The organism is Amycolatopsis deserti, assembly GCF_014653945.1.
In the GTDB taxonomy this organism is placed as follows: domain Bacteria; phylum Actinomycetota; class Actinomycetes; order Mycobacteriales; family Pseudonocardiaceae; genus Amycolatopsis_E; species Amycolatopsis_E deserti.
Genome location: NZ_BNAU01000001.1, coordinates 45,487 through 66,801, shown reverse-complemented (window position 1 = coordinate 66,801; position 21,315 = coordinate 45,487). Strand labels below are relative to the sequence as shown.

General features: G+C 71.8%; 20 protein-coding genes. 2 read left to right on the top strand and 18 right to left on the bottom strand.

Annotated features, from left to right (window positions below):
• Nucleotides 1-38: 38 nt before the first annotated feature.
• Entirely contained in the window at nt 39-2,399 is a 2,361-nt protein-coding gene (locus IE290_RS00320; RefSeq protein ID WP_191242462.1) for a bifunctional salicylyl-CoA 5-hydroxylase/oxidoreductase, read from the bottom strand.
• A complete protein-coding gene (locus IE290_RS00315; protein ID WP_191242461.1) occupies nt 2,399-4,027 on the bottom strand; it encodes an AMP-binding protein in 1,629 nt (542 codons plus the stop codon). The genes IE290_RS00320 and IE290_RS00315 overlap by 1 nt, the downstream gene beginning before the upstream one ends.
• Before the next feature lie 85 nt (nt 4,028-4,112).
• Here IE290_RS00315 and IE290_RS00310 point away from each other — a divergent pair, with 85 nt between their 5' ends.
• On the top strand, nt 4,113-4,961 hold the full coding sequence (locus tag IE290_RS00310) for a PaaX family transcriptional regulator (protein WP_191242460.1): 849 nt from the start codon (nt 4,113-4,115) through the stop codon (nt 4,959-4,961).
• 30 nt (nt 4,962-4,991) lie between these two features.
• Here the strand turns inward: IE290_RS00310 and IE290_RS00305 are convergent, their stop codons facing one another.
• The 10 genes from IE290_RS00305 to IE290_RS00260 all read right to left on the bottom strand — a co-directional run bounded on the left by IE290_RS00305 (nt 4,992) and on the right by IE290_RS00260 (nt 14,904).
• Nucleotides 4,992-5,324 (bottom strand): glyoxalase superfamily protein, encoded by a 333-nt coding sequence (locus tag IE290_RS00305; RefSeq protein WP_191242459.1) that lies wholly within the window; start codon nt 5,322-5,324, stop codon nt 4,992-4,994.
• Between the two features lie 56 nt (nt 5,325-5,380).
• Nucleotides 5,381-5,773 (bottom strand): RidA family protein, encoded by a 393-nt coding sequence (locus IE290_RS00300; protein ID WP_191242458.1) that lies wholly within the window; start codon nt 5,771-5,773, stop codon nt 5,381-5,383.
• Nucleotides 5,770-6,522: an SDR family NAD(P)-dependent oxidoreductase gene (locus IE290_RS00295; protein WP_191242457.1), complete on the bottom strand. Its 753-nt coding sequence runs from the start codon at nt 6,520-6,522 to the stop codon at nt 5,770-5,772. Before IE290_RS00295 ends, IE290_RS00300 begins: the two co-directional genes overlap by 4 nt.
• Nucleotides 6,519-7,349 carry an enoyl-CoA hydratase family protein gene (locus IE290_RS00290; protein ID WP_191242456.1) on the bottom strand — a complete coding sequence of 277 codons (831 nt, stop codon included), beginning with the start codon at nt 7,347-7,349 and terminating at the stop codon, nt 6,519-6,521. Before IE290_RS00290 ends, IE290_RS00295 begins: the two co-directional genes overlap by 4 nt.
• Nucleotides 7,346-8,488: an acyl-CoA dehydrogenase family protein gene (locus IE290_RS00285; RefSeq protein WP_191242455.1), complete on the bottom strand. Its 1,143-nt coding sequence runs from the start codon at nt 8,486-8,488 to the stop codon at nt 7,346-7,348. The genes IE290_RS00290 and IE290_RS00285 overlap by 4 nt, the downstream gene beginning before the upstream one ends.
• Before the next feature lie 159 nt (nt 8,489-8,647).
• Nucleotides 8,648-10,237 (bottom strand): AMP-binding protein, encoded by a 1,590-nt coding sequence (locus IE290_RS00280; protein WP_191242454.1) that lies wholly within the window; start codon nt 10,235-10,237, stop codon nt 8,648-8,650.
• Nucleotides 10,238-10,246: 9 nt separating this feature from the next.
• The gene (locus IE290_RS00275; RefSeq protein ID WP_191242453.1) at nt 10,247-11,008 is read right to left on the bottom strand and encodes an ABC transporter ATP-binding protein; all 762 of its coding nucleotides are present in this window, start codon (nt 11,006-11,008) and stop codon (nt 10,247-10,249) included.
• The gene (locus IE290_RS00270) at nt 11,008-12,795 is read right to left on the bottom strand and encodes a branched-chain amino acid ABC transporter ATP-binding protein/permease (RefSeq protein ID WP_191242452.1); all 1,788 of its coding nucleotides are present in this window, start codon (nt 12,793-12,795) and stop codon (nt 11,008-11,010) included. The genes IE290_RS00275 and IE290_RS00270 overlap by 1 nt, the downstream gene beginning before the upstream one ends.
• Nucleotides 12,788-13,672, bottom strand: coding sequence for a branched-chain amino acid ABC transporter permease (locus IE290_RS00265; protein WP_191242451.1), 885 nt, complete (start codon nt 13,670-13,672; stop codon nt 12,788-12,790). Before IE290_RS00265 ends, IE290_RS00270 begins: the two co-directional genes overlap by 8 nt.
• Nucleotides 13,669-14,904, bottom strand: coding sequence for an ABC transporter substrate-binding protein (locus tag IE290_RS00260; RefSeq protein WP_191242450.1), 1,236 nt, complete (start codon nt 14,902-14,904; stop codon nt 13,669-13,671). The genes IE290_RS00265 and IE290_RS00260 overlap by 4 nt, the downstream gene beginning before the upstream one ends.
• 171 nt (nt 14,905-15,075) lie before the next feature.
• Between IE290_RS00260 and IE290_RS00255 the strand changes: the two genes are divergently transcribed.
• Complete coding sequence (locus tag IE290_RS00255; RefSeq protein ID WP_191242449.1) at nt 15,076-16,296, top strand: acetyl-CoA acetyltransferase; 1,221 nt, start codon at nt 15,076-15,078, stop codon at nt 16,294-16,296.
• On the opposite strand, the gene IE290_RS00250 is transcribed toward IE290_RS00255, so the two are convergent.
• The 6 genes from IE290_RS00250 to IE290_RS00225 all read right to left on the bottom strand — a co-directional run bounded on the left by IE290_RS00250 (nt 16,209) and on the right by IE290_RS00225 (nt 21,314).
• Nucleotides 16,209-16,538, bottom strand: a complete 330-nt coding sequence (locus IE290_RS00250) for a hypothetical protein (protein WP_191242448.1) — start codon at nt 16,536-16,538, stop codon at nt 16,209-16,211. The two genes, IE290_RS00255 and IE290_RS00250, sit on opposite strands and share 88 nt — an antisense overlap.
• Before the next feature lie 65 nt (nt 16,539-16,603).
• Nucleotides 16,604-17,464: an SDR family NAD(P)-dependent oxidoreductase gene (locus tag IE290_RS00245; protein ID WP_191242447.1), complete on the bottom strand. Its 861-nt coding sequence runs from the start codon at nt 17,462-17,464 to the stop codon at nt 16,604-16,606.
• Between the two features lie 29 nt (nt 17,465-17,493).
• Nucleotides 17,494-18,237, bottom strand: a complete 744-nt coding sequence (locus IE290_RS00240; RefSeq protein WP_191242446.1) for an SDR family NAD(P)-dependent oxidoreductase — start codon at nt 18,235-18,237, stop codon at nt 17,494-17,496.
• Between the two features lie 80 nt (nt 18,238-18,317).
• Nucleotides 18,318-19,283 carry an amidohydrolase family protein gene (locus IE290_RS00235; RefSeq protein WP_191242445.1) on the bottom strand — a complete coding sequence of 322 codons (966 nt, stop codon included), beginning with the start codon at nt 19,281-19,283 and terminating at the stop codon, nt 18,318-18,320.
• A gap of 40 nt (nt 19,284-19,323) precedes the next feature.
• Nucleotides 19,324-19,941, bottom strand: coding sequence for a TetR/AcrR family transcriptional regulator (locus IE290_RS00230; RefSeq protein ID WP_191242444.1), 618 nt, complete (start codon nt 19,939-19,941; stop codon nt 19,324-19,326).
• A 155-nt stretch (nt 19,942-20,096) separates the two neighbouring features.
• A complete protein-coding gene (locus IE290_RS00225; RefSeq protein ID WP_191242443.1) occupies nt 20,097-21,314 on the bottom strand; it encodes a serine hydrolase domain-containing protein in 1,218 nt (405 codons plus the stop codon).
• Nucleotide 21,315 lies beyond the last annotated feature (1 nt).

The following is a 21,315-nucleotide window of genomic DNA, read 5'->3' as shown; positions in this document are numbered from 1 at the left end:
TTCCAGCACTCGAACACCAGTGACCTCATCGGTTTCCGTTACGGCCGCCAGCGCCGGTGCGCGGTCCCCCGCTCCCCGTGGCGGATCAGCTCCAGCCGCGGCTTGGGGCCCTCGGTGCGGCCGGTCTGCGGGCGCCGCGACCCGGCCCGCCACGGCAGCGGCCACTCGGCCCCCGGGCCGGTGTACCCCTGCTCCGCGGCGGCGTGCAGGGTCCAGTTCGGGTCGTACAGGTGCGCGCGGCCCAGCAGGCACAGGTCAGCGCGGCCGGCGAGCAGGATGGAGTTCACGTCGTCGTAGGAGGAGATGACGCCGACCGCCATGGTCGCGATGCCGGTTTCGTTGCGGATGCGGTCGGCGAACGGCGTCTGGTAGGACCGGCCGAACGCGGGCTTCTCGGCGGGATCCACCTGCCCGGTGGACACGTCGATCACGTCCGCCCCGGCGGCGGCGAACGCGCGGGCGATCCGCACCGAATCCTCGGCGGTGATGCCGTCGTCGCACCAGTCGGTGGCCGAGATCCGGACGCTCATCGGCCGGTCCGCCGGCCACACCCGCCGCATCGCGCGGAACACCTCGAGCGGGAACCGCAGCCGTGCCTCCAACGACCCGCCGTAGCCGTCGGTGCGGTGGTTGGTCAGCGGCGAGATGAACGACGACAACAGGTACCCGTGCGCGCAGTGCAGTTCGAGCAGGTCGAACCCGGCGTCGGCGGCCCGCGCCGCGGCGTCGGTGAACTGCCGCCGGATCACGGCGAGATCGTCGGAGTCCAGTTCGCGCGGCACCTGGTTCACGCCCTCCCGGTAGGGCAGGGGCGACGGGGCGACGACCGGCCAGTTGCCCTCCGGCAGCGGCTGGTCGATGCCCTCCCACATCAGCCGGGTGGAGCCCTTGCGCCCGGAGTGCCCGATCTGGATGCCGATCTTCGCGGTGGTCTCGGTGTGCACGAACTCGGTGATCCGCCGCCACGCCCTGGCCTGCTCGCCGGTGTAGATCCCGGTGCAGCCGGGCGTGATCCGGCCGGTGTCGGACACGCACACCATCTCGGTCATCACCAGGCCCGCGCCGCCGAGCGCCTTGCCGCCGAGGTGCACCAGGTGGAAGTCGCCGGGCATCCCGTCGCACGCGCGGTACATGTCCATCGGGGACACCACCACGCGGTTGCGCAGCTCCAGCCCGCGCAGCCGGAACGGCTGGAACATCGGCGGCCGCACGTCGCCGTCGCCGTGGCCGCGCCGCTGCTCGTGCCCGGCGAACCAGTGGTCGGCGCGGTCGACGAACCCGGGGTCGCGGACGCGGAGGTTGTCGTAGGTGACGCGGCGGCTGCGGGTCATGATGTTGAACGCGAACTGCACCGGCTCCTGGTGCACGTACTGGCCCAGGTTCTCGAACCACTCCAGGCTGGCCTGCGCGGCGCGCTGGGTCGACTCGACGACCGGCTTGCGCTCCGCCTCGTAGGCGATCAGCGCCCGCTCCACATCGGACTGCTCGTGCAGGGACGCGGCGAGCGCCAGCGCGTCCTCCATCGCGAGCTTGGTGCCCGAGCCGATCGAGAAGTGCGCGGTGTGCGCGGCATCCCCGAGGAGGATGACGTTCCCGTGCCGCCACCGCTCGTTGCGCACCGTGGTGAAGGTGATCCACCGGGAATTGTTCGCCAGCAGCGCCGCGCCGTCCAGCACGTCGGCGAACAGTTCCCGCACCAGCTCGATCGACTTCTCGTCCGACTCCCCCGGCGCGAACTCGCGGTCGGCGAACGCGGCGAAGCCGGCCCGCTGCCACACCTCCTCGGCCATCTCCACGATGAAGGTGCTGCCGTGCGCGTCGAACGGGTAGCCGTGGATCTGCATCACGCCGTAGGGCGTCTGTTCGATGTAGAACTTGAACGCGTCGAACACCTTGTCCGTGCCCAGCCACATGTAGCGGCACGAGCGGACGTCCAGGGACGGACCGAACACCTCGGCGTGGCGGGCGCGCACCGCCGAGTTCACCCCGTCGGCGGCGACGACGAGGTCGTATTCGGCCGCGAGGCGGTCCACATCCGGGGCGTGCGTGGCGAAGTGCAGCCGCACGCCCAGCCCGGCGCACCGCTGCTGCAGGATCTGCAGCAGCCGTTTGCGGCTCATCGCGGCGAAGCCGTGGCCGCCGCTGGTGAGCACCTGGCCGCGGAAGTGCACGTCGATGTCGTCCCAGCGGGCGAATTCGCGCGCCATCCGCCGGTAAACCGCCTCGTCGGCGTGCTCGATGCCGCCGAGCGTCTCGTCCGAGAACACCACCCCGAACCCGAAGGTGTCGTCGGCGGCGTTGCGTTCCCACACGTCGATCTCGTCGCCCGGGGCCAGCTGTTTGGCCAGCGCGGCGAAGTACAGCCCGCCCGGCCCGCCGCCGATCACCGCGATCCGCATCAGCGCGCCTCCGCCCGGTCCCGCTCGCGCAGCTTGTAGCGCTGCAGCTTTCCGGTGTTGCTGCGTGGCAGATCCGGGACGAACTCGACCGCGCGCGGGTACTTGTACGGCGCGATCCGCGCCTTAACGAAGCTCTGCAGCTCGGCGGCCAGGGCCTCGTCCGCCTCGAACCCGGGCGCCGGCACGACGAAGGCCTTGACGAGCTGGCCGCGTTCGGGGTCGGGCACGCCGACGACGCCGCATTCGAGGACGGCCTCGTGCGCGAGCAGGGCTTCTTCGACCTCCGGCCCGGCGATGTTGTAGCCGGAGGAGACGATCATGTCGTCGTTGCGGGCCACGAAGTAGAGGTAGCCGTCCTCGTCGGCGACGAAGGTGTCGCCGGTGATGTTCCAGCCGTCGTGGACGTAGGCGGCCTGGCGGTCGTCGGCGAGGTACCGGCAGCCGGTGGGTCCTTTCACCGCCAGCCGCCCCGGGGTGCCGGGCGGCAGCGGTTCGCCGTGTTCGCCGAGCACGGCGGCGCGGTATCCGGGCACGGCGCGGCCGGTGGCGCCGGGCCGGATGTCGTCGTCGGCGGCGGAGACGAAGATGTGCAGCATCTCGGTCGAACCGATGCCGTCGATCAGGCGCAGGCCGGTCGCCTCGTGCACCGCGCGCCACGTCGCCTCCGGCAGGTGCTCCCCCGCCGACACCGCGCGGCGCAGCTTGCCCAGTGCGCGGACCCGGTTCGACCGCAGCATCGCGCGGTAAGCGGTGGGGGCGGTGAAGCACACGGACACGTCGTGGGCCTCGATGGCGTCGGCGAGCTGGTCCGGGGTCGCCTTTTCGATCAGGAGCGTGGCGGCGCCGGCGCGCAGCGGGAACACCAGCAGGCCGCCGAGGCCGAAGGTGAAGGCCAGCGGCGGGGTTCCGGTGAAGACGTCGTCCGGGCGCGGCCGCAGGACGTGCCGGGAGAAGGTGTCGGTGATGGCGAGGACGTCGCGGTGGAAATGCATGGTCGCCTTCGGCCGTCCCGTGGTGCCCGACGTGAACGCCAGCAGCGCGACGTCGTCGGCGGCGGTGTCGACCGCGGTGAACCCGCCCGGCACGGCCCGCGCGCGGGCCATCAGGTCGTCCGGTCCCGCTCCCCCGTAGCGGACCACCGGCGCGCCACCCAGGTCGGCCGCGGCGAGTTCGTCGTCGAACCGCGCGTCGCACAGCGCGAGGTTGATCGCGCCGATCCGGGCGATCGCGGTCAGCTCCCCGGCCCGCAGCAGGGGCATCGTCGCCACCGCGACGGCGCCGGCCTTCATCACGGCCAGCCAGCAGGCGGCCAGCGCAGGGGTGTTCGGGCCGCGCAGCAGGACCCGGTGCCCGGGGATCACGCCGAGCTGCTCGGTGAGCACCCACGCGAGGCGATCGACCTGGTCCCGCAACTGGCCGTAGGTCCAGGTTTCGCCGTCCGGCGTGAGCAGGCACGGGCGGTCCGGCCCGAACCGCTCGATGACCGCGTCGAGGAGTTCGACGCCGCAGTTGAGCCGCGGCGGGTAACGCAGCTCGGGCAGTTCCTCCAGGAACTCCGGCCACAGGTGCCGGGGCGGCAGGTTGTCCCGGCAGAACGTGTCGGCGTGCGCGGAACCCTGGAGAGTCATACCCCAATCATTCTCTTTTGGTGACGGTAGTCAAGACAGCGATAGAAATGATGTAGCCGGGGAGGCCGCCGCGGTGCAGGTTAAAGTGACTGCCGTGGCCACCGGTGCGGACGAGAACAACGGGCGTGGGCAGCAGCCGCGCGCGCTGATCGTCACCGTCTACGGGCTCTACGCCCGCGAGGCGGGCGGCTGGATGAGCGTCGCCGCGCTGATCCAGCTGCTGGCGCACTGCGGGGTGGACGAGCCGGCCGTGCGGTCCGCGGTCTTCCGGCTCAAGCGGCGCGGGCTGCTGACGGCGGCGAAGGTCGGCGGGGCCGCCGGGTACGAGCTGTCCGCCACCGCGCGCGAGATCCTGGACGAGGGCGACCGCCGCATCTTCGAGCGCCGCCGGGCCGACGCCGGTGAGGGCTGGCTGATGGCGGTGTTCAGCGTGCCGGAGTCCGAGCGCGACAAACGGCACCAGCTGCGCTCGCGGCTGTCCTGGCTCGGGTTCGGCACGGTGTCGTCGGGGGTGTGGATCGCGCCGGCGCACCTGCTCGGCGAGACGCGGGAGGCGCTGGTGCGGCAGGGCCTGGATCCCTACGTCGAGCTGTTCCACGCCGACCACGTGGGGTTCGCCGGGACCGCGGAGCGGGTGCGGGAGTGGTGGGACCTGCGGCGGCTGCACGAGCTGTACGAGACGTTCCTGGCCCGCCACGAGCCGGTGCTGGCCCGCTACCGGCGACGCCGCCGCCTCGACGGGGCCCAGGCGTTCGCCGACTACGTCCACGCGCTGACCGACTGGCGGCGGCTGCCCTACCTCGAGCCGGGGCTCCCGCTGGAGGTGCTTCCGGCCGGCTGGATCGGCCTCCGCGCGGCGGACACGTTCTTCGAGCTACGACGCCGGCTAGCCGGACCGGCGCACGACTACGTGGAGCCCCTGCTCGCGCGGTAGTCGTGGTGAGCCGGGGCGGTTCTTCTCCGGTCACTCCACCGGGGTGCCGATCCGCAGCCGGTTGCCGTCCGGGTCGCGCAGCTCGATTTCCCGCGCCCACGGAACGTCCTCCGCCCGCACGCCGAACTCGGCGGCGATGGCGTCGACATCCCGGACGCGCAGGTAGACCAGCGTGTCCGGACGGGCATCGCCCGTGTGCTCGGACAAGAACAACCGCATTCCGCCGCGGGCGACCTCGACGAACGCCGGAAGTCCCGGCTCGAAGCGGTGTTCCCACTGCTTGGCGAAGCCCAGCCGCTCATACCAGGCGACCGCCGCCGCGGCGTCCTCGACGCGCAGAATGGGAATGACTTCTTCGTCCACGGAGTCATCGTGGCAGACCGGACCGGCTGCACGTGGCCCGCCGCGCCGCCGGGTGGTCACACCACGGCGAAACCCTGCACCTCGACCAGCGCCTCGGCATCCCACAGCCGCGCCACGCCGATGCCGGCCATCGCCGGGTAGTCGCGGCCGGCCAGGCGCCTCCAGACGCGGCCGATCTCCGCCGCGTGCGCCCGGTATTCGTCCATGTCGGTGACGTACACCGTCAGGCTCGCCAGCTGCCGCGGCTCGCCGCCGGCCGCTCGCAGCGCGGTGAGCAGGTTGGACAACGCCTGCTCGAACTGCGCCACGACGTCCCCGCCGACGATCCGTCCACTGTGGTCCAACGCGGTCTGCCCGGCCAGGAAGATCGTCGTCCCGGTGCCGACCACCGCGTGCGAGAAACCCCGTGGCTGAGCCAGTTCCGGCGGGTTGACCCGTTCGACGCTCACTGCACGGCACCTCCGTCCACATTGATCGCCTGCCCGGTCACCGCGCCGTTGACGACGCAGAACCACACCGCGTCGGCGACCTCGGCGGGCGTGATCAGCCGGCCAATCGGCTGCTTGCGTTCCAGCGCCTCCCGGGCCTGTTCCGGGCTGCGCCCCGAGGTGGCGACGATGTTCGCGATCGTGGCCTCCGTCATCGGGGTGTCCACATAGCCCGGGCACACCGCGTTGACCGTCACGCCGGTGCGCGCCAGCTCCGCCGCCGCGGACCGGACCAGGCCCAGCACCCCGTGCTTGCTCGCGGTGTAGGCGGCGATGTAGGGATCGCCGATGTGCGCGGCGCTGGACGCCGTCACCACGATCCGTCCCCAGCCGGCGTCCCGCATCGCCGGCACCGCGCGCCGCACGAAACGGAACGGCGCGGTCAGGTTCAGGTCGAGCATGCGCTGCCAGTCCGCGTCGGTCGTGCGCTCCAGGCGCGCCGAATGGCCGGCGCCGGCGTTCGCGACGAGGACCTCGACCGGCCCCCACGTCCGCTCGATCTCGGTGTGCACGCGCTCGGCCGCCTCCGGCTCGGTGACGTCGGCCGGCAGCACCATCGTCGCCCCGGCGCAGCCGCTCGCCGTCTCGTCGAGCTGGTCGCGGTCGCGGGCCACCAGGGCCACACGCATACCCTCGCCGCTGAGCCGCCGGGCGATCTCGCGGCCGATGCCGCGGCCCGCTCCGGTCACCAGCGCGACCCGCGCGGTCAACGGCCCTCCCAGCGCGGCGCGCGGCGTTCGGTGAACGCGGCGTGGAACTCGGCGTGGTCGCGCGTGGTCATGAGCAGGGCCTGGGTCATCGCGTCCAGTTCCATCGACGCCGGCATGGACATGTCCAGTTCGGCCGTGAGCAACGACTTCGTCTGGGCGAGAGCGAGCGTGGGGCCGTCGGCGAGCCGGCGGGCCAGGTCGGCGACCGTGGTGTCCAGCTCGTCGTCGGCGACCAGCCGCGACACCAGCCCGTAGCGGTCCGCGGTTTCGGCGTCGATCGTGTCGCCGAGCATGAGCAGCTCCGTGGCCCGCCCGAGCCCGACCACGCGCGGGAGCAGGTACGCCGCGCCCATGTCCCCGCCGGACAGGCCGACCTTGGTGAACAGGAAGGCGAAGCGCCCGGAGCGGCTCACGATCCGGAAGTCCGACGCCAGTGCCACCACCGCGCCCGCGCCGGCCGCGATGCCGTGGATCGCGGTGATGATCGGAATCGGGCACTCCCGCATCGCGCGGATGACCGCGCCGGTCATCTTCGTGAACCGCATCAGGTCACGCGGCTCCATTTTGATCAGTTCGCCGATGATCTCGTTGACGTCGCCACCGCCGCAGAACCCCTTGCCCTCACCGCGGATGACCAGCGCGCGCACGTCCTGGTGGTGCGGCAGCTCGGCGAGCAGGTCGCGCAGGTCGGCGTAGCTTTCGAAGGTCAGCGGGTTGAGCTTTTCCGGCCGGTCCAGGGTCACGGTGGCCACACCGTCGGCCTTGGCGAACCGGAAGTGCCGCCAGTGCTCGGTGAGCCGCGGGGAGGCGTGGAAGCGGTAGGTCATCGGGTGTACTCCCTGCCGATCAGGTTGCGGGCGATGATGGAACGCTGCACTTCGGAGGCGCCTTCGTAGATGCGCAGCGCCCGCACGTCGCGGTAGAGGTGTTCCAGCGGATGTCCCCGCCGCAGGGCCGCCGCGCCGTGCAGCTGGACGCACCCGTCGATGATCCTCTGCGCGGCTTCGGTGGCGTACAGCTTCGCCATCGCTGAGCGCCGCGGCTGCTGGTCCGGTTCGGCGCCGTCGTCGTAGGCGGTGGCCGCGGTGTAGACGAGCAGCCGGGCCGCTTCCAGCTCGGTCGCCATGTCGGCGACGCGGTGTGCCACGGCTTGCTGTGCTGCCAGCGGCGCCCCGTACACCTGACGTTCGCGCACGTGGGTCAGCGTCGCGTCGAGCGCGGCCTGGGCCATGCCCACGGCGAAGGCGCCGACGCTGGGGCGGAACAGGTCGAGCGTGCGCATGGCGACGGCGAACCCGCGGTCGACCTCGCCCAGCACCGCCTCCGCGCCGACGCGCACCCCGTCGAACACCAGGCGCCCGATCGGGTGCGGGGACAGCATGTCCAGCGGTTCCCCGGACAGCCCAGCGCTCGCACCCGCGACAGCGAACGCGGTGACGCCGCGCGCGCCGGCGTCGGGCGTGGTGCGCGCGAACACGGTGTAGATGTCGGCGTCCGGGGCGTTGGAGATCCACAGCTTCTCGCCGGTGAGCACCCACGCGTCGCCGTCGCGCTCGGCACGCAGCTGAAGCGCCGCGGCGTCCGATCCGGCGCCCGCCTCGGTGAGGGCGAACGCGGCGACCGCCTCCCCGGAGATCACCGCGGGGATCCAGCGGCGCACCAGTTCGGGTGACCCGGACTGCAGGATCGGGTAGCTGCCGAGCCCCTGCAGCGCGAGCGCGGTCTCCGCGTCGGTGCTGAGCTGGGCGATCGTCTCGCGCAGCAGGCACAACCGCATGGCCGCGGCATCGGCCGGCGGCTCACCGGGCCCGAACAGCCCGCGGAGCAGGCCGCGCTCCCCGAGGGATCGGATGAGGGCCCGGTCCACCCGGCCGGGCCGGCCCCCCGCCGAGGGCAGCCCCCCGGCGACTTCGCGCACCCAGCGCACGTACTCGCGCTGCTCGCCACTGAGCCGGAAGCCGCTCACCCGGAACTCCCTCCACGGACCTCCGGGCCAGAATATCGCAGCGATGACGCCCGTCAAGGAACCGAAATGCGGTTCGCAGGGCGCGACACTGACCGCGGCCGGGGAACTCCCGGTCGAACGGACACGGCCTCGAGGTCATGGAGTACCGCCCCGAAGCGCTCACGAGGCCGCGGTCTGATGCCCCCCGATTCGCTCCTGCCTGACACGCACTCCGGCCGCTTCCCGGTCCCAGGTGTCGGCAGTGACTCCGGCCGCTCGCAGGCGGTGCTTCTCGATCTTGCTCGTCGGCGTCTTGGGCAGCTCGTCGAGCAGCCGGATGTAGCGCGGCACCATGAAGTGCGCCATCCGGTCGGACAGGAACCCCAGCAGCTCGGCCGGATCAATGGTGGCCCCGTCCACCGGCGCCACCACGGCCAGCACGTCGTCCTCCCCGTGCGGGCTGGGCACCGCGACGACCGCCGCCTCCCGCACCGCCGGATGAGCCACGATCTCCGCCTCCACGTCGAAGGAGGAGATGTTCTCTCCACGCCTCCGGATCGCGTCCTTGACCCGGTCGACGAAGAAGTACTCGCCGTCGGGGCTGCGGCGGAAGGCGTCGCCGGTGTGGAACCACCCGTTCCGCCAGGCCCGAGCCGTCGCCTCCGGCATGCCCCAGTAGCCGGAGTTCATCGCCCAGGGCCGGTCGGTGCGCAGCACCAGCTCGCCGGTCTCGCCGTCGGGGACCTCGCGGTCGAACTGGTCGACGAGCCGCGCCTGCACGCCCCGGCGGACCCGGCCACAGGTCGCCGGGGTCTTCGGATCGTCCTCGGAGATGATCGGGATCGAGGTCTCGGTCATGTTGAACAGGGCGGTCACGCGCACCCCGAAGCGAGCGGCGAAACCGGCCACGTCGTCGTTGAGCGGCACCATGAACACGTGCCGCAGCGGGTGGTCCCGGTCGCCGGGGGCGGACGGCTGTTTGGCGAGGAACGTCGCCATCACGCCGAGCAGGGTCACGTGCGTGGTCCCGGTGGTGCGCACCACGTCCCAGAACCGGGCGGTGTCGAACCGGTCGACGACCGCGATCGACGCGCCCTTCAGCAGCGCGGCGTAGCAGCCGATCGTGCCGCCGGCGTGGAACAGCGGCAGGTTGATCATGTAGCGGTCTTGCTCGCCGAACCGCTCGTCGAACGCCGCGGCCGCGGTCGTCGCGACGTGCGTGTAGGAACACACCACACCCTTCGACGGGCCGGTGGTGCCCGACGTCAGGATGATCGCGTAGGGATCCCACGGCTGGACCGGCGCTTCGGGGACCACCTCCGGCCCGTCGTCCGTCCATTCGCGACTGGTCAGCGGTACGACGTGGTCCAGCTGACCACCGTCCAGCGTGGCCAGACGCGGGACCAGGTCGGGGTGGGCGACCATCACGCGGGCCCCGGACAACCGGATCGCGTGCTGGAGCAGGCCGCCGCGGTAGGCGGGGTTGAGCGGCATGTAGATCGCGCCGAGCAGGTTGGCGCCGTACCAGACGCGCAGCGCGTCCGGGCCGTTCGGGAGCCAGGACAACACCCGGTCGCCGGGCTGGACGCCGAGTGCGGCCAGCCGGCGGGCCACCGCGTTCGCCGCACGCCAGGTTTCGGCGTAGGTCCAACGGCTGCCGTCCTGGAACACCGCGTGGACAGCGTCCCCTCGCTCCCGCGCGTGCCGGCGCAACAGCGGTCCCAGCACGCACTCCTCCGGCGAGGGCACGGTCGCACTCCACCAATCCATGTCACTGCCTCACTTCCGTCGAATCAGCGGGGTGGCTGGACGGGCTCCCCCAGCGAACGCGCCCAGGTACGCCTGGCGCAAGGCGGGTCCCCGGAGCAGGTCCGGCCCGGGTCCCTCGGCCACGATGCGGCCGTTCTGCAGAACGAACCCCCGGTCGGCGATGCTCAGCGCCCGCTCGACCACCTGTTCCACCAGCAGGATGCTCAGCCCCTCGCCACGCAGCACCTCGATCGTGTCGAAGACGCGGTCGACCATGACCGGAGCCAACCCCAGGGAGGGTTCGTCGAGCAGCAGCATCCGCGGCTCGCGCATGAGCGCCTGCCCGATGACCAGCATCTGTTGCTCGCCGCCGCTCAGCACCTCCGCCTGCGCGGACATCCGGGCGCGCAGGAACGGGAACAGCCCGAGTACCCGGTCCAGCCGGTCCCGCTGCTCGGTCTTGCCGAGCCCGGATCGCCACAGCCCGAGGTCGAGGTTCTCGCGCACGGTCAGGCCGCGGAAGATCCGCCGTCCCTCCGCGACGTGGACGAGTCCTCGTCGCACGACGATCTCGGGTGCCGCGCGGCTGAGGTCGGTCCCGTCGAAGGTGATCCGCCCGCGGCTGGGGTGCCGCAACCCGGAGATCGTGCCGAGCAGCGTGCTCTTGCCCGCGCCGTTCGCCCCGACGAGCGCGCAGACCTGACCCGGCCCGACGGCCAGCGTGACGTCCTCGACCACCGGCGCCGAGCCGTAGCCCGCGGTGACCTCGGACAGTTCGAGGAGAGAAGTCATCAGCGCCCCAGGTAGACGTCGAGAACACGGTCGTCGGACAGAGCCGTCGCCGGCGGCGCGGACAGCAGCGTCGCGCCCTCGTGCAGCACCGTGACCGCGTCGGCCACCTCGACCACGAGTTCGATGTGGTGTTCGATGAGCACGACGGTGACGCCTTGCGCGCGGATCTCCCGCAGCAGCCGTCCCAGCGCTTCGAGCTCGGTCATCGACAGACCCGCCGCCGGCTCGTCGAGGAGCAGCAGACGCGGACGCGCCATCAGCGCCCGGCCGATCTCCAGCAGCCGCTGCTTGCCGTGCGGGAGCGCACCCGCCTGCTGTCCGGCGACGTCGCTCAGCCCGACGAACCGCAGGTAGGCCATGGCTTCGGCGGTGAGCGCGGCGGACTCCCGGCGGGCCCGGGGCAAGCCGGCCGCGATCGCCACGGCTGGTGAGCGCTCCCGCGCGTAGGCGCCGAGGAGGACGTTGTCCAGCACGCTCAGGTCCGGGAGCAGGCGCGGGGTCTGGAAGGTCCGGCCGACGCCGGCGCGCGCCACCCGATGGGGTGAGCGGCGGCCGGTGCCGCGCCCGCCCAGGTGGACCGTGCCGCTGTCCACACGGACGTAGCCGGTGATGGTGTTGAGCAGCGTGGTCTTGCCGGACCCGTTGGGGCCGACCACCGCGTGGATGGTGTCCGCGGGGACGTCCAGATCGGCTGATCGCAGCGCACTCACCCCGCCGAAGCTCTTGGCCAGGCCGCGCGCCGACAGGCTCAGGGCGTCCCGGTGCGGTGGCTCGGATGGTTGCGGCAGGCGCTCGTCGACCGGAACTGACGGCCGGCGGGAGCGCCACCAGCGCGACCAGGCGCCGGCGATGCCGTGCGGGGCGTAGACGGCCACCACGAGGAGCACCGCGCCGTAGACGAGCAGGCGCCATTCCGCCAGCGCCCCGAGCAGCTCAGGCAGCACGAAGAACGCCAGCACGCCGACGATCGGGCCGCCCAGCCGGCCGGCGCCGCCGACGATCACCACGAGCAGGAAGAACACCGAGAAGTCGATCGTGAAGTCGTCCGGCGTCACCATGCCCTTGAGCCCAGCGAGCAACGCCCCCGCCGCCCCGGCGAGGACCGCGCTGAGGAAGAACGCGAACACCTTGAGCCGCACTGTGTCCGCCCCCGCCGAGCGGGCCGCCTCCTCCGCGTCGCGCACGCTGATCATCGCGCGGCCGATCCGCGAGCGCACCAGGTTCCGCATCACCACGTACGTGACGACGACGAAGACGAGCACCAGCCAGAAGAAGCCCGCATCGTCCAACGGCAGGCCGCCGAACTCCGGGCGGGGCACGCCGAAGATCCCGGAAAAGCCGCCGGTGATCTCCCGCATCTCGACCAGCAGGCCGTTGACCACCATCCCGAACGCCAGCGTGATGAGGGCGAGGTACCAGGCGGTCAGGCGCAGCGCGGGCAACGCCATCAGGCTGCCGACCAGCCCCGCGCCGAGCATCGCGACCGGCAGCGCGGCCCAGAACGACCACCCGTGCGCCGTGGTCAGCACCGCCGCGACGTAGGCGCCGACGGCGACCAGCGCACCGTGGCCGAGCGAGACCTGCCCGGTGTAGCCGAACAGCAGGTTCAGACCCATCGCGACCAGGATGTAGATACCCACCAGGGTCGCCAGGTAGACGACGTACGGGTCGCCGGCGACCAGTGGCAGCGCGGCCGCGGCCGCCGCGGCGAGCACGATGCCGGCCGCCCGGGTCCGCGGTCCGCCGACGGCCCACGGGCGGCGTGCGGTCAGCGTGGCCTCAGACATGCCGCAGCACCCCTCCCGAGCGCCGCAGCCCGGTGGGCCGGACCATCAGCACGACCACGACGACCGCGAAGAGGACCGCGGTCTGCAGGCCCGGCGACATGTACCGCGCCCCCACCGCTTCCACGATGCCGAGCAGCCACCCCGCCACCAGTGCGCCCCGGTGGTCGCCGACCCCGCCCGCGATGGCGGCGAAGAACCCGCGGATGAGCAGGCCGAACCCCATGGTCACCGAGGCCAGCAGGAGCGGGGCGGCGAGCACTCCGGCGAGCCCGGCCAGCGCTCCCCCGATCAGGAACGAGATGCGGCCGATCCGGTCCGGCCGGATGCCCTGCAGGCGGGCGGCGTCCCGGTCCGCGGCGACCGCCCGCACCGCACACCCGAACCGCGTCCGGTCGACGAGCTCGAGCGCGATGACGAGGGCCACGACCACGCCGATCACCACGAGCTGGTAGCTGCTGATCTGCAGCCCCCACAGGTCCATCGGCCGCAGCGACAGCGGCGCGGGAGGCGCCACCGACCGGGGTTCCGCGGTCCAGATCCGGCCCGCGACCTGGCTCAGGATCAGCGAGAAGGCGAGGGTGGTGATGACCCAGCCGGCGGCGTGGCTGGACCGGCGCAGCACGGGTGTCACCGCGAGCCGTTCCTCGAGCAGCGCGACCAGGCCGACGACCACCACCACGCAGGCCAGGGCGATCGGCCACGGCAGGGCGCCCAGGCCGCTCGCGGCCATCAGCATCGCGCCCACCATCACCAGGTCGCCCTGGGCGAAGTTGAGCACGTTCGTCGGGCGGTAGAGCACGTTGAAGCCGATCGCGACGAGCGCGTACAGGCTCCCGAACGTCAGCCCGGGAACGAGGATCTCGCTGACCGGTGTCACGACGCGAGCTCCCGGAAGATGCCGCCCGCGGACGTCTCGTCCTTGGCGGAGAGCAGCGTCGCGATCGCGATGGCGTCGTCACCGATTCCACAGTGGTCGGTCGCGGTGAACGAAATGGGCGCACGCACGCCCTGGTACCCGCGCACTCCGTTGAGCGCCGCCCGCAGCCGCTCCGGGTCGGTCGTCCGTTCCTGCTCGACGACCACCGCGAGAAGCTTCAGGAAGTCGTAGTACGGGCTGTTGGCGGCCGAGAACGCCAGTTGCCCGGCCTGGGTACGGATCTTGGTGGCGTACTCCAGGGCGGGGCCGGACGGCGCGCTGCCCTTGGGGTAGGTCAGCGAGCGGTAGGCGGTGCCGTAGAAGTTCCGCAGCAGCTCCACCGGGATTTCGTTGTAGGCGTCGATGTAGTTGAGGTCGTGCGCCACGATCACCGGCGCGAAGCCGCTGTTGGCCATCGCGCGCAGGGACAGCACAGCCGCCTGCGGCTGCCCGCTGAACATACCGAGGCCCTCGCCCCCGGCGCGCGCCAGCTGGTTGAGGTAGGGCGCCATGTCGGGTGCGTTCGGCTCGAAGACCTGCACGCCCGCGAGTTCGGTGCGGTAGCGGTCGCGCAGGGTGCGGGTGAACGACTCCTGCATGGACTTGCCGAACTCGGAGTTCTCGGTGAGCAGGCCGATCCGGCGGATACCGCGGGTCTCGAAGAGGAACCTCGCGGCGGCCGCGCCCTGCCTGCTGGTGTTGAAGACGAGCTGGTAGTGCGCGGGGAACCGGTTCCCGTCGCCCAGGATGTCCGCGCCGCCCCAGGCGGACTGGATCGCGTTGCCGCGGGCGAGCGCGGTGACCGACGCGACCGCCTGGGAGCTGCCGGTCGGGCCGACCACGAAGTCCGGTCGTGCGCTGAGCAGCCGCTGGGCGACCGTCGACTGCGTGGCCGGTGAGCCCTCGTCGTCCTCTTCGTGCACCTGGATCGCGGCCCCGAGCAGACCGCCCGCGGCGTTGATCTCCTGCAACGCCAGCTGGGCGCCGATGAAGGTCGGCGCGTAGGCGCTGGCCAGGCGCCCGGTCTTGGGCTGGATCCAGCCGAGCTCGGCCTGTCCGTCCGGGCTGCCCGCGCCGCGGCCGGCACAGGCCGACAGCCCGCCACCAAGGAGTGCGGTTCCCAGGGCCAGTGCCCCCGACAGGGCGGTCCGGCGGGACAAGCCGGGTCGGCCGCGGCTCAGGCTGGTCTCCATGTGCGCCTCCGTTGGCGTCGGATCACCCGAATCAGGATGTGTATGAGCGTTTATATACATCTTTCCTCCCGTGCGTCAAGAGACGAGCGGAACAGGCCGGAGCCCTTGCCTCTCGTGCTGACAAGGGTCATATTGCATGTACGTTCATTCACATCAAGGAGGAGTGAAGCCATGGCCGACGCAGTCCACGTCCTGGGCGGCGCGCAGACCGACTTCGCCGTCAACTGGTCCAAACAGAGCGACAACCCGCTCTTCGACATGCTGGAACAGGCCGTGCGGGACTGCCTCGGCGCGACCGGGCTCGAACCGTCCGACATCGCGACCGCCCACGTCGGCAACTTCGGCGGGGAACGCTTCGCCGGACAGTCGCACCTCGGCGCGATGATCCCGATGCTGGACCCGGCTTGGGCCACGCTGCCCACCAGCCGGCACGAAGCCGCCTGCGCGTCCGGCAGCGCCGCCGCGCTGGCCGCGATGGCGGAGATCGAGGCCGGCCGGTACGACGTCGTCCTGGTCGCCGGAGTCGAGCTGATGCGCAACGTCGCGGGCGAGGAGGCGGCGCGCAACCTCGGATCGGCGGCGTGGACGCCCGAGGAACTGGACGCCGACGAGCTGCCCTGGCCCCACCTCTTCGACCGCATCAGCCAGGAGGTGGACCGCCGGTACGGGCTCGACCAGACCCACCTCAACCGCATCGCCGAGCTCAACCGCACCAACGCCCGCCGCAACCCGCTGGCGCAGACCCGCGGCTGGACGGCCGGCCCCGGCCACTTCGAGGCCGACGACATCGCCAACCCGATCGTGACCGGCCGCACCCGCAAGAGCGACTGCGGCCGGATCACCGACGGGGCGAGCGCGATCGTGCTGGCCGGCAGCCGGTTCACCGAGTCCTGGCTGCGTGGCTCGCCGGATCGCACGGCCAGCCGGATCAGCGGATGGGGCCACCACACCGCACCACTACCGCTGAGCGCCAAGTTCGCGCACGAGGGGCGCTACCTCTTCCCCAACATCCGGCAGGCGATCACCGACGCCTACGGCCGGGCCGGGGTGCGCGGGCCGGAGGACCTCGACGTGATCGAGACCCACGACTGCTTCACGATCACCGAGTACGTGGCGATCGACCACTTCGGACTGACCGCGCCCGGGGAAGCCTGGCGGGCCGTCGAGAGCGGGTACATCGACTTCGACGGACGGCTGCCGGTGAACCCGTCGGGCGGCCTGATCGGCGCCGGGCACCCGGTGGGAGCCACCGGGGTCCGGATGCTGCTGGACGCCCACCGGCAGGTGACCGGGACCGCCGGCGACTACCAGGTGCCGGGGGCGCGCACCGCCGCGACCCTCAACGTCGGCGGCAGCTGCAGCACGGCGGTGAGCTTCGTGGTCACCGGCTGAGCAGGCACGCCCACCACCGGGGCGGCTTGGCCGGCCCGCAGCCCGGCGTCCACCATCGCGGACGCCGGGCTGATCAGGTTCGCCACCGCCGCGGCGATGCCCTCGGGATCGCACAACCGCCGGCCGGGATCCCTCCGCAGCGACGCGGTGACGAACGCCGGATCGGCGCTCAGCTGCGCGTCGTCGACCAGCTCATCACCGGCACCCGGGCGGTCCAGGTGCTCGCGGATCGCGGCGGCCACCCCTCCAGTTGGGGAGCCGCCGGGCCGCGAGCACCCGGGTGGCCGTGTCGGGAATTACTGCTGCGTCAGGCTTTTCCGGCGACCTGGACGGGCGTCTGCTCGTGCCGGAGTGTCCAGGAGGCCTCGCCCCGCCGGCGGAAGTCGGTGCCGAACCAGCCCGGGTTGTACGCGCTGCCACCGCCATCGACGAGCAGCGCGGCGCCGTTGACGTAACCGCTGTCGTCGGACACGAGGTAGGCGATCGCGCTGGCGATGTCCTCGGGTTTGGCAAGCCTGCCCAGCGGCGACTCGGCCTCGTTGTAGCTGCGCGCCCCGGTGGCCAGCAGCCCACCGGTCATCGCCGTCTCCGTCACGCCCGGCATCACCGCGTTGACGCGGATGTCGAACTGGCCCAGTTCGTAGGCCATGATCTTCACCATCATGTTGAGCGCCGCCTTGGCCGAGCAGTAGGCGCTGAACAGCGCGACCGGTTCGACGGCGCCGGACGACGAGGTCACCACCACCGCTCCCCCGTCGCCCAGGTCGGCCATCCGGCGCGCCGCGGCCTGGCACACGAGGAACGTCCCGGTCACGTTGATGTCGAACGTGCGGCGCCAGGTCTTCTCCGGGATCTCCAGGAACGGCCCGAACCGTCCCCAGCCGGCGTTGGCCACGCAGATGTCGAGCCGGTCGTACCGGTCCAGCCGGTCGAACAACGCCGCCACCTGGTCCGGGTCGGTTTGATCGCACGGCACCGCCTCGGCCCGGCCGCCGGCGTTCTGGATGTCCTCGGCGACGGCTTCGGCGCCCTCGCCGTGGATGTCGGCGATGACGACGGTCGCGCCGTCCCGGCTCAGGCGCCGTGCGGTCGCCTGCCCGATGCCGGACGCGCCGCCGGTCACCAGTGCGACCCGGCCGTCCAGCCGTGCAGCGTCAGCGTTTCCCATGTTCGTCGGTTCCCTTCCCGTTGCCGTGTCTAGTTCCGCACCCAGCCGCCGTCGACGAACAGCACCTGGCCCGTGACGTACCGCGCCTCGTCCGAGGCCAGCCAGACCGCGGCGCCCGCGACCTCGTCCGGCTGCCCGGTCCGGCTCAGCGGCAGGGTGGCCACGGTCTTCTCCCCGATGCGGCCGAGGTCGGCGGCGTGCCCGGTGTCGGTGTCGATGAAGCCCGGCGCGATCGCGTTGGCCCGGATCCCTTCCCGGCCGAGTTCGACGGCCAGCGACCGCGTCATCGTGAGCAGGCCGCCTTTCGAGGCGTCGTAGGCGATCTGGCGGAAGAAGCCGATCACCGCGACCGAGCAGATGTTGACGATCGCACCGTGCCCGGAGCCGGCGAGGTGGTCGGCCGCGGCCTGGCTGAGCACGAACGGCGCCTTGAGGTTGACGTCGATGACCCGGTCCCAGTGCTGTTCGGTCTGCTCGCGCAGCGGCAGGCGGTGGATGGTGCCCGCGTTGTTGACCAGGATCGCCAGGCCGTCCAACCGGTCCGCGGCGGTGGCGACCAGCTCACGGGCGAAGGAGGTGTCCGCGATGTCGCCGGCCAGCGCCACCCCGTCACCGCCCGCCGCCTGGATGCGCTTGACCGTGGCCTGGGCGGCCTCGGCGTCCAGATCGTTCACCGCGACGCTGGCCCCGTCCGCGGCGAGGCGTTCGGCGATCGCCGCGCCGATGCCGCGTCCGGCGCCGGTCACGAGCGCGGCACGTCCTGCGAGGTTCATGGGTTGCTCCACTTCCTTATATATGAACGTTCATTTTTATGACGGCGGACCGCGGGGTCAAGCCGCGACACCCGGTGGGACTAGCTCCGGTCCAGGTCGAGCAGGCGCGCGCCGTTGTCGTGCAGCCACGCGCACTTGGTGCGCTCGTCGAGCGCCAGCATGGAGACTTCCGCGGCGAGCGCGCCGGTGGTCATGCCGTGCACCCACTCGATCCCGCCGAAGAGGATCTTGTGCCGGACCGCGGAAGCCCCGTGCAGCAGCAACGGCTCCCACCCGGATCCGGGCCGGGCCATGTGGCGCGGACGGTGCGTGGAGAACTCCAGGTAGACGTTGCGGTGCCGCTGGCACAGCGCCATCATCTCCAGCACCCACGGCCAGCCGCCGTGCCCGGCGATCACCACCAGGTCCGGGTGCCGCCGCGCGATCTCGTCCAGCTCCCGCCACGTGCACCAGTTCATCGGCACCCGCGTGGACAGGTTGTGCCCGGTGTGCAGCCACAGCGGAACGCCCAGCTCGCTCACCGTCCGGTAGAACTCGTGCGCCCCCTCCGACAACGGGTCGGCGACGTCCAGGAAGTGGGTCACCGACACCCCGCGCATGCCGAGTTCGAGCACGCAGCGCCGCACCTCGGCGATGGCGGCACCGGGATCGGCGAGGTTCACGCTCCCCCACGCCTGCAGGCGGTCGGGGTGGCGCGCGGCGAACTCGGCGATCCGGTCGCTCACCATCCGGCCGTCCGGCAGCGGCCGCATGCTCGAGTGGAGGACCTGGTACCGCACGCCTTCCTCCGCCAGCCGGGCGACGTAGGCGTCCAGGTCGAAGTCGAACGCCGGGCTCGCCAGGAGCAGGTCGAGCGCGGCGCCGGGATCCTTGCTCGCCGCGGCGAAGTCCCGCGGATCGATGCCCGCGGTGGAGGCGAGCCGCTGGCCGAACAGGCGGAAGTAGTCCGGCGCGTACTCGGCGAACCCGCCGAGGTAGGCACGCCAGCAGTCGCGGTCGAGCACCATGCCCGACATGTCGACGATCGGGTGCGGGTGGACGGCCATGCATCACCTCTCCGGTTCGCGAAGAGGCCGGGGACCGGTCTCAGCGAACCTTGCTGATGGAACGGAGGACGAGATCGGCGTAGAAACTCGCGAACGCGGTGTCCGAGACCGGGCCGTCCGGGCTGAACCAGCCGGCCACCCGGAAGGACATGTCCAGCGCGGCCGTGGCGGCCATCCGCACGGGGTCCCCGTTGGGCACCTTGGGCAGTTCGAACGCCCCGGTGGCGGCACCGTCCCGGATCACGTCCTGAACCCTGGCCCGAATGCCGAGGCGAAGCCGGCGCACCTCGTCGCGGTGCTCCTCGCCGAGCGCGCGCCACTCGTCGCCCACGACGGCTTCCTTGCGGTAGCGCGTGTGGTGCAGCACGAAGGCCTCGATCAACCCGTGCAGCCGCTCCGGCGCGGGCGCGTCCGTGCGGACCGCGTCGAGCAAGCGGTCGAGCGCGGCGTGCCCGTCCATGATGATCGAGTACAGCAGCTCTTCCTTGGAGCCGAAGTGGTTGTAGAGCGCGCCGGGGGTCAGGCCGCAGGCCTCCGTGATGTCCCGCACCGAGGTCGCGTGAAAGCCCTTGTTGTAGAACAGGCGCGTGCCGGCCTCCTGCAGCCGGACCCGCGGGTGCTGCCCGTTCCTGTTCCGCGACCTGACCGGCGTCCCCATCGCTTCCCACCGACTTCCATGCGTTCGGGCCGTGCGCCCGGTGGTCGCGCCCGTCGAGCCCGGCCACCGGGATGTATGATCGTTCATACATTGACCGTGTCGCCCACCTTACCGGAACCGGCCGGCGCGGCGATCTGTGGCCTGGCGCACGGCGATCAGCACCACACCTCGGTGCTGTCGTCGGTGTAGCCGAGCGAGCGGTACACGGCGTCGACAAGACTCTGCCCCCGGTCGTTGAGAAGGGTGCCCGGCCCCATGTTGTTCATCGTGTAGCCGAACGACATGCGGTTGGCCGGTGAGGCGAACCCGATGCTGCCGCCGAAACCGGGGTGGCCGAACGCGTCCGGGGACAGGATGACGCTGTCGCGCAGACCGTAGGGCCGGTGCCGGTTGTCGATCGACCGGAAGTAGCCGGCGGAGAACCGGCTGCCGATCAGCAAGGTCGCGTCGTGGCCTGCCGACATCGTGGTCGACATCCGTGCCAGGGCGCGCCGGTCCACCAGCTCCACCCCGCCGAGACGGCCACCGCAGGCGAGCGGCGCGTACATGCCGGCCAGACCGCGGGCGTTGCTGATCCCGCCCGCGGCGCCGATCTCGGCCGCGTGCGCGTTCCGCGAGTCGAACCCGGTCGGTCCGGGCAGCATGTACCCACCGGAGTTGGCGAAGATCCGGCCGGGGATGGATTCGGGCTCGGTGGCCGCCATCGTCATGAAGAGCGATGGTTCGTCGCCCTCGCGGGGCTCGGGGAAGATCATCGGTGCGAGCCGCGGCTCGACCTCCTCCGGGCACCCGATCCAGAAGTCCAGGCCCAGCGGGCCGGCGACCTCGTCCCGGAAGAACTCGCCGAGTGATTTCCCGGACGCGCGGTGAACGACCTCGCCGACGAGCCAGCCGAAGGTGAGGGCGTGGTAGCCGTGCCTGCTGCCCGGCTCCCACAACGGCTTCTCGACCTCGAGCGCGGCGATCATCCGCTCCCAGTCGAAGAAGGCGCTGTCGGGCAACGGCGCACTGATCACCGGAAGTCCACTTTGGTGGTTCAGGAGCATCCCGACGGTGATGTCCTCCTTGCCCGACTGGCCGAACTCCGGCCAGTAGCGCGTGACCGGTGCGGCCAGGTCCAGCTGCCCGCGGGAGGCGAGCACGTGGGCGCACAACGCGGTCGCCCCCTTGGTGCAGGAGAAGACCACGCTCGCGGTGTCCTTCTCCCACGGGCGGCCGGTCTCCCGGTCGGCGACACCGCCCCACAGGTCCACCACCGGTTCACCGTCGATCATGACGCAAACCGACGCGCCTACCTCGCCGCGGTCGGCGAAGTTCCGCTCGAACTCCTGCCGGACGCGCGAGAACTCTTCCGCACAGCTACCACCGATCATC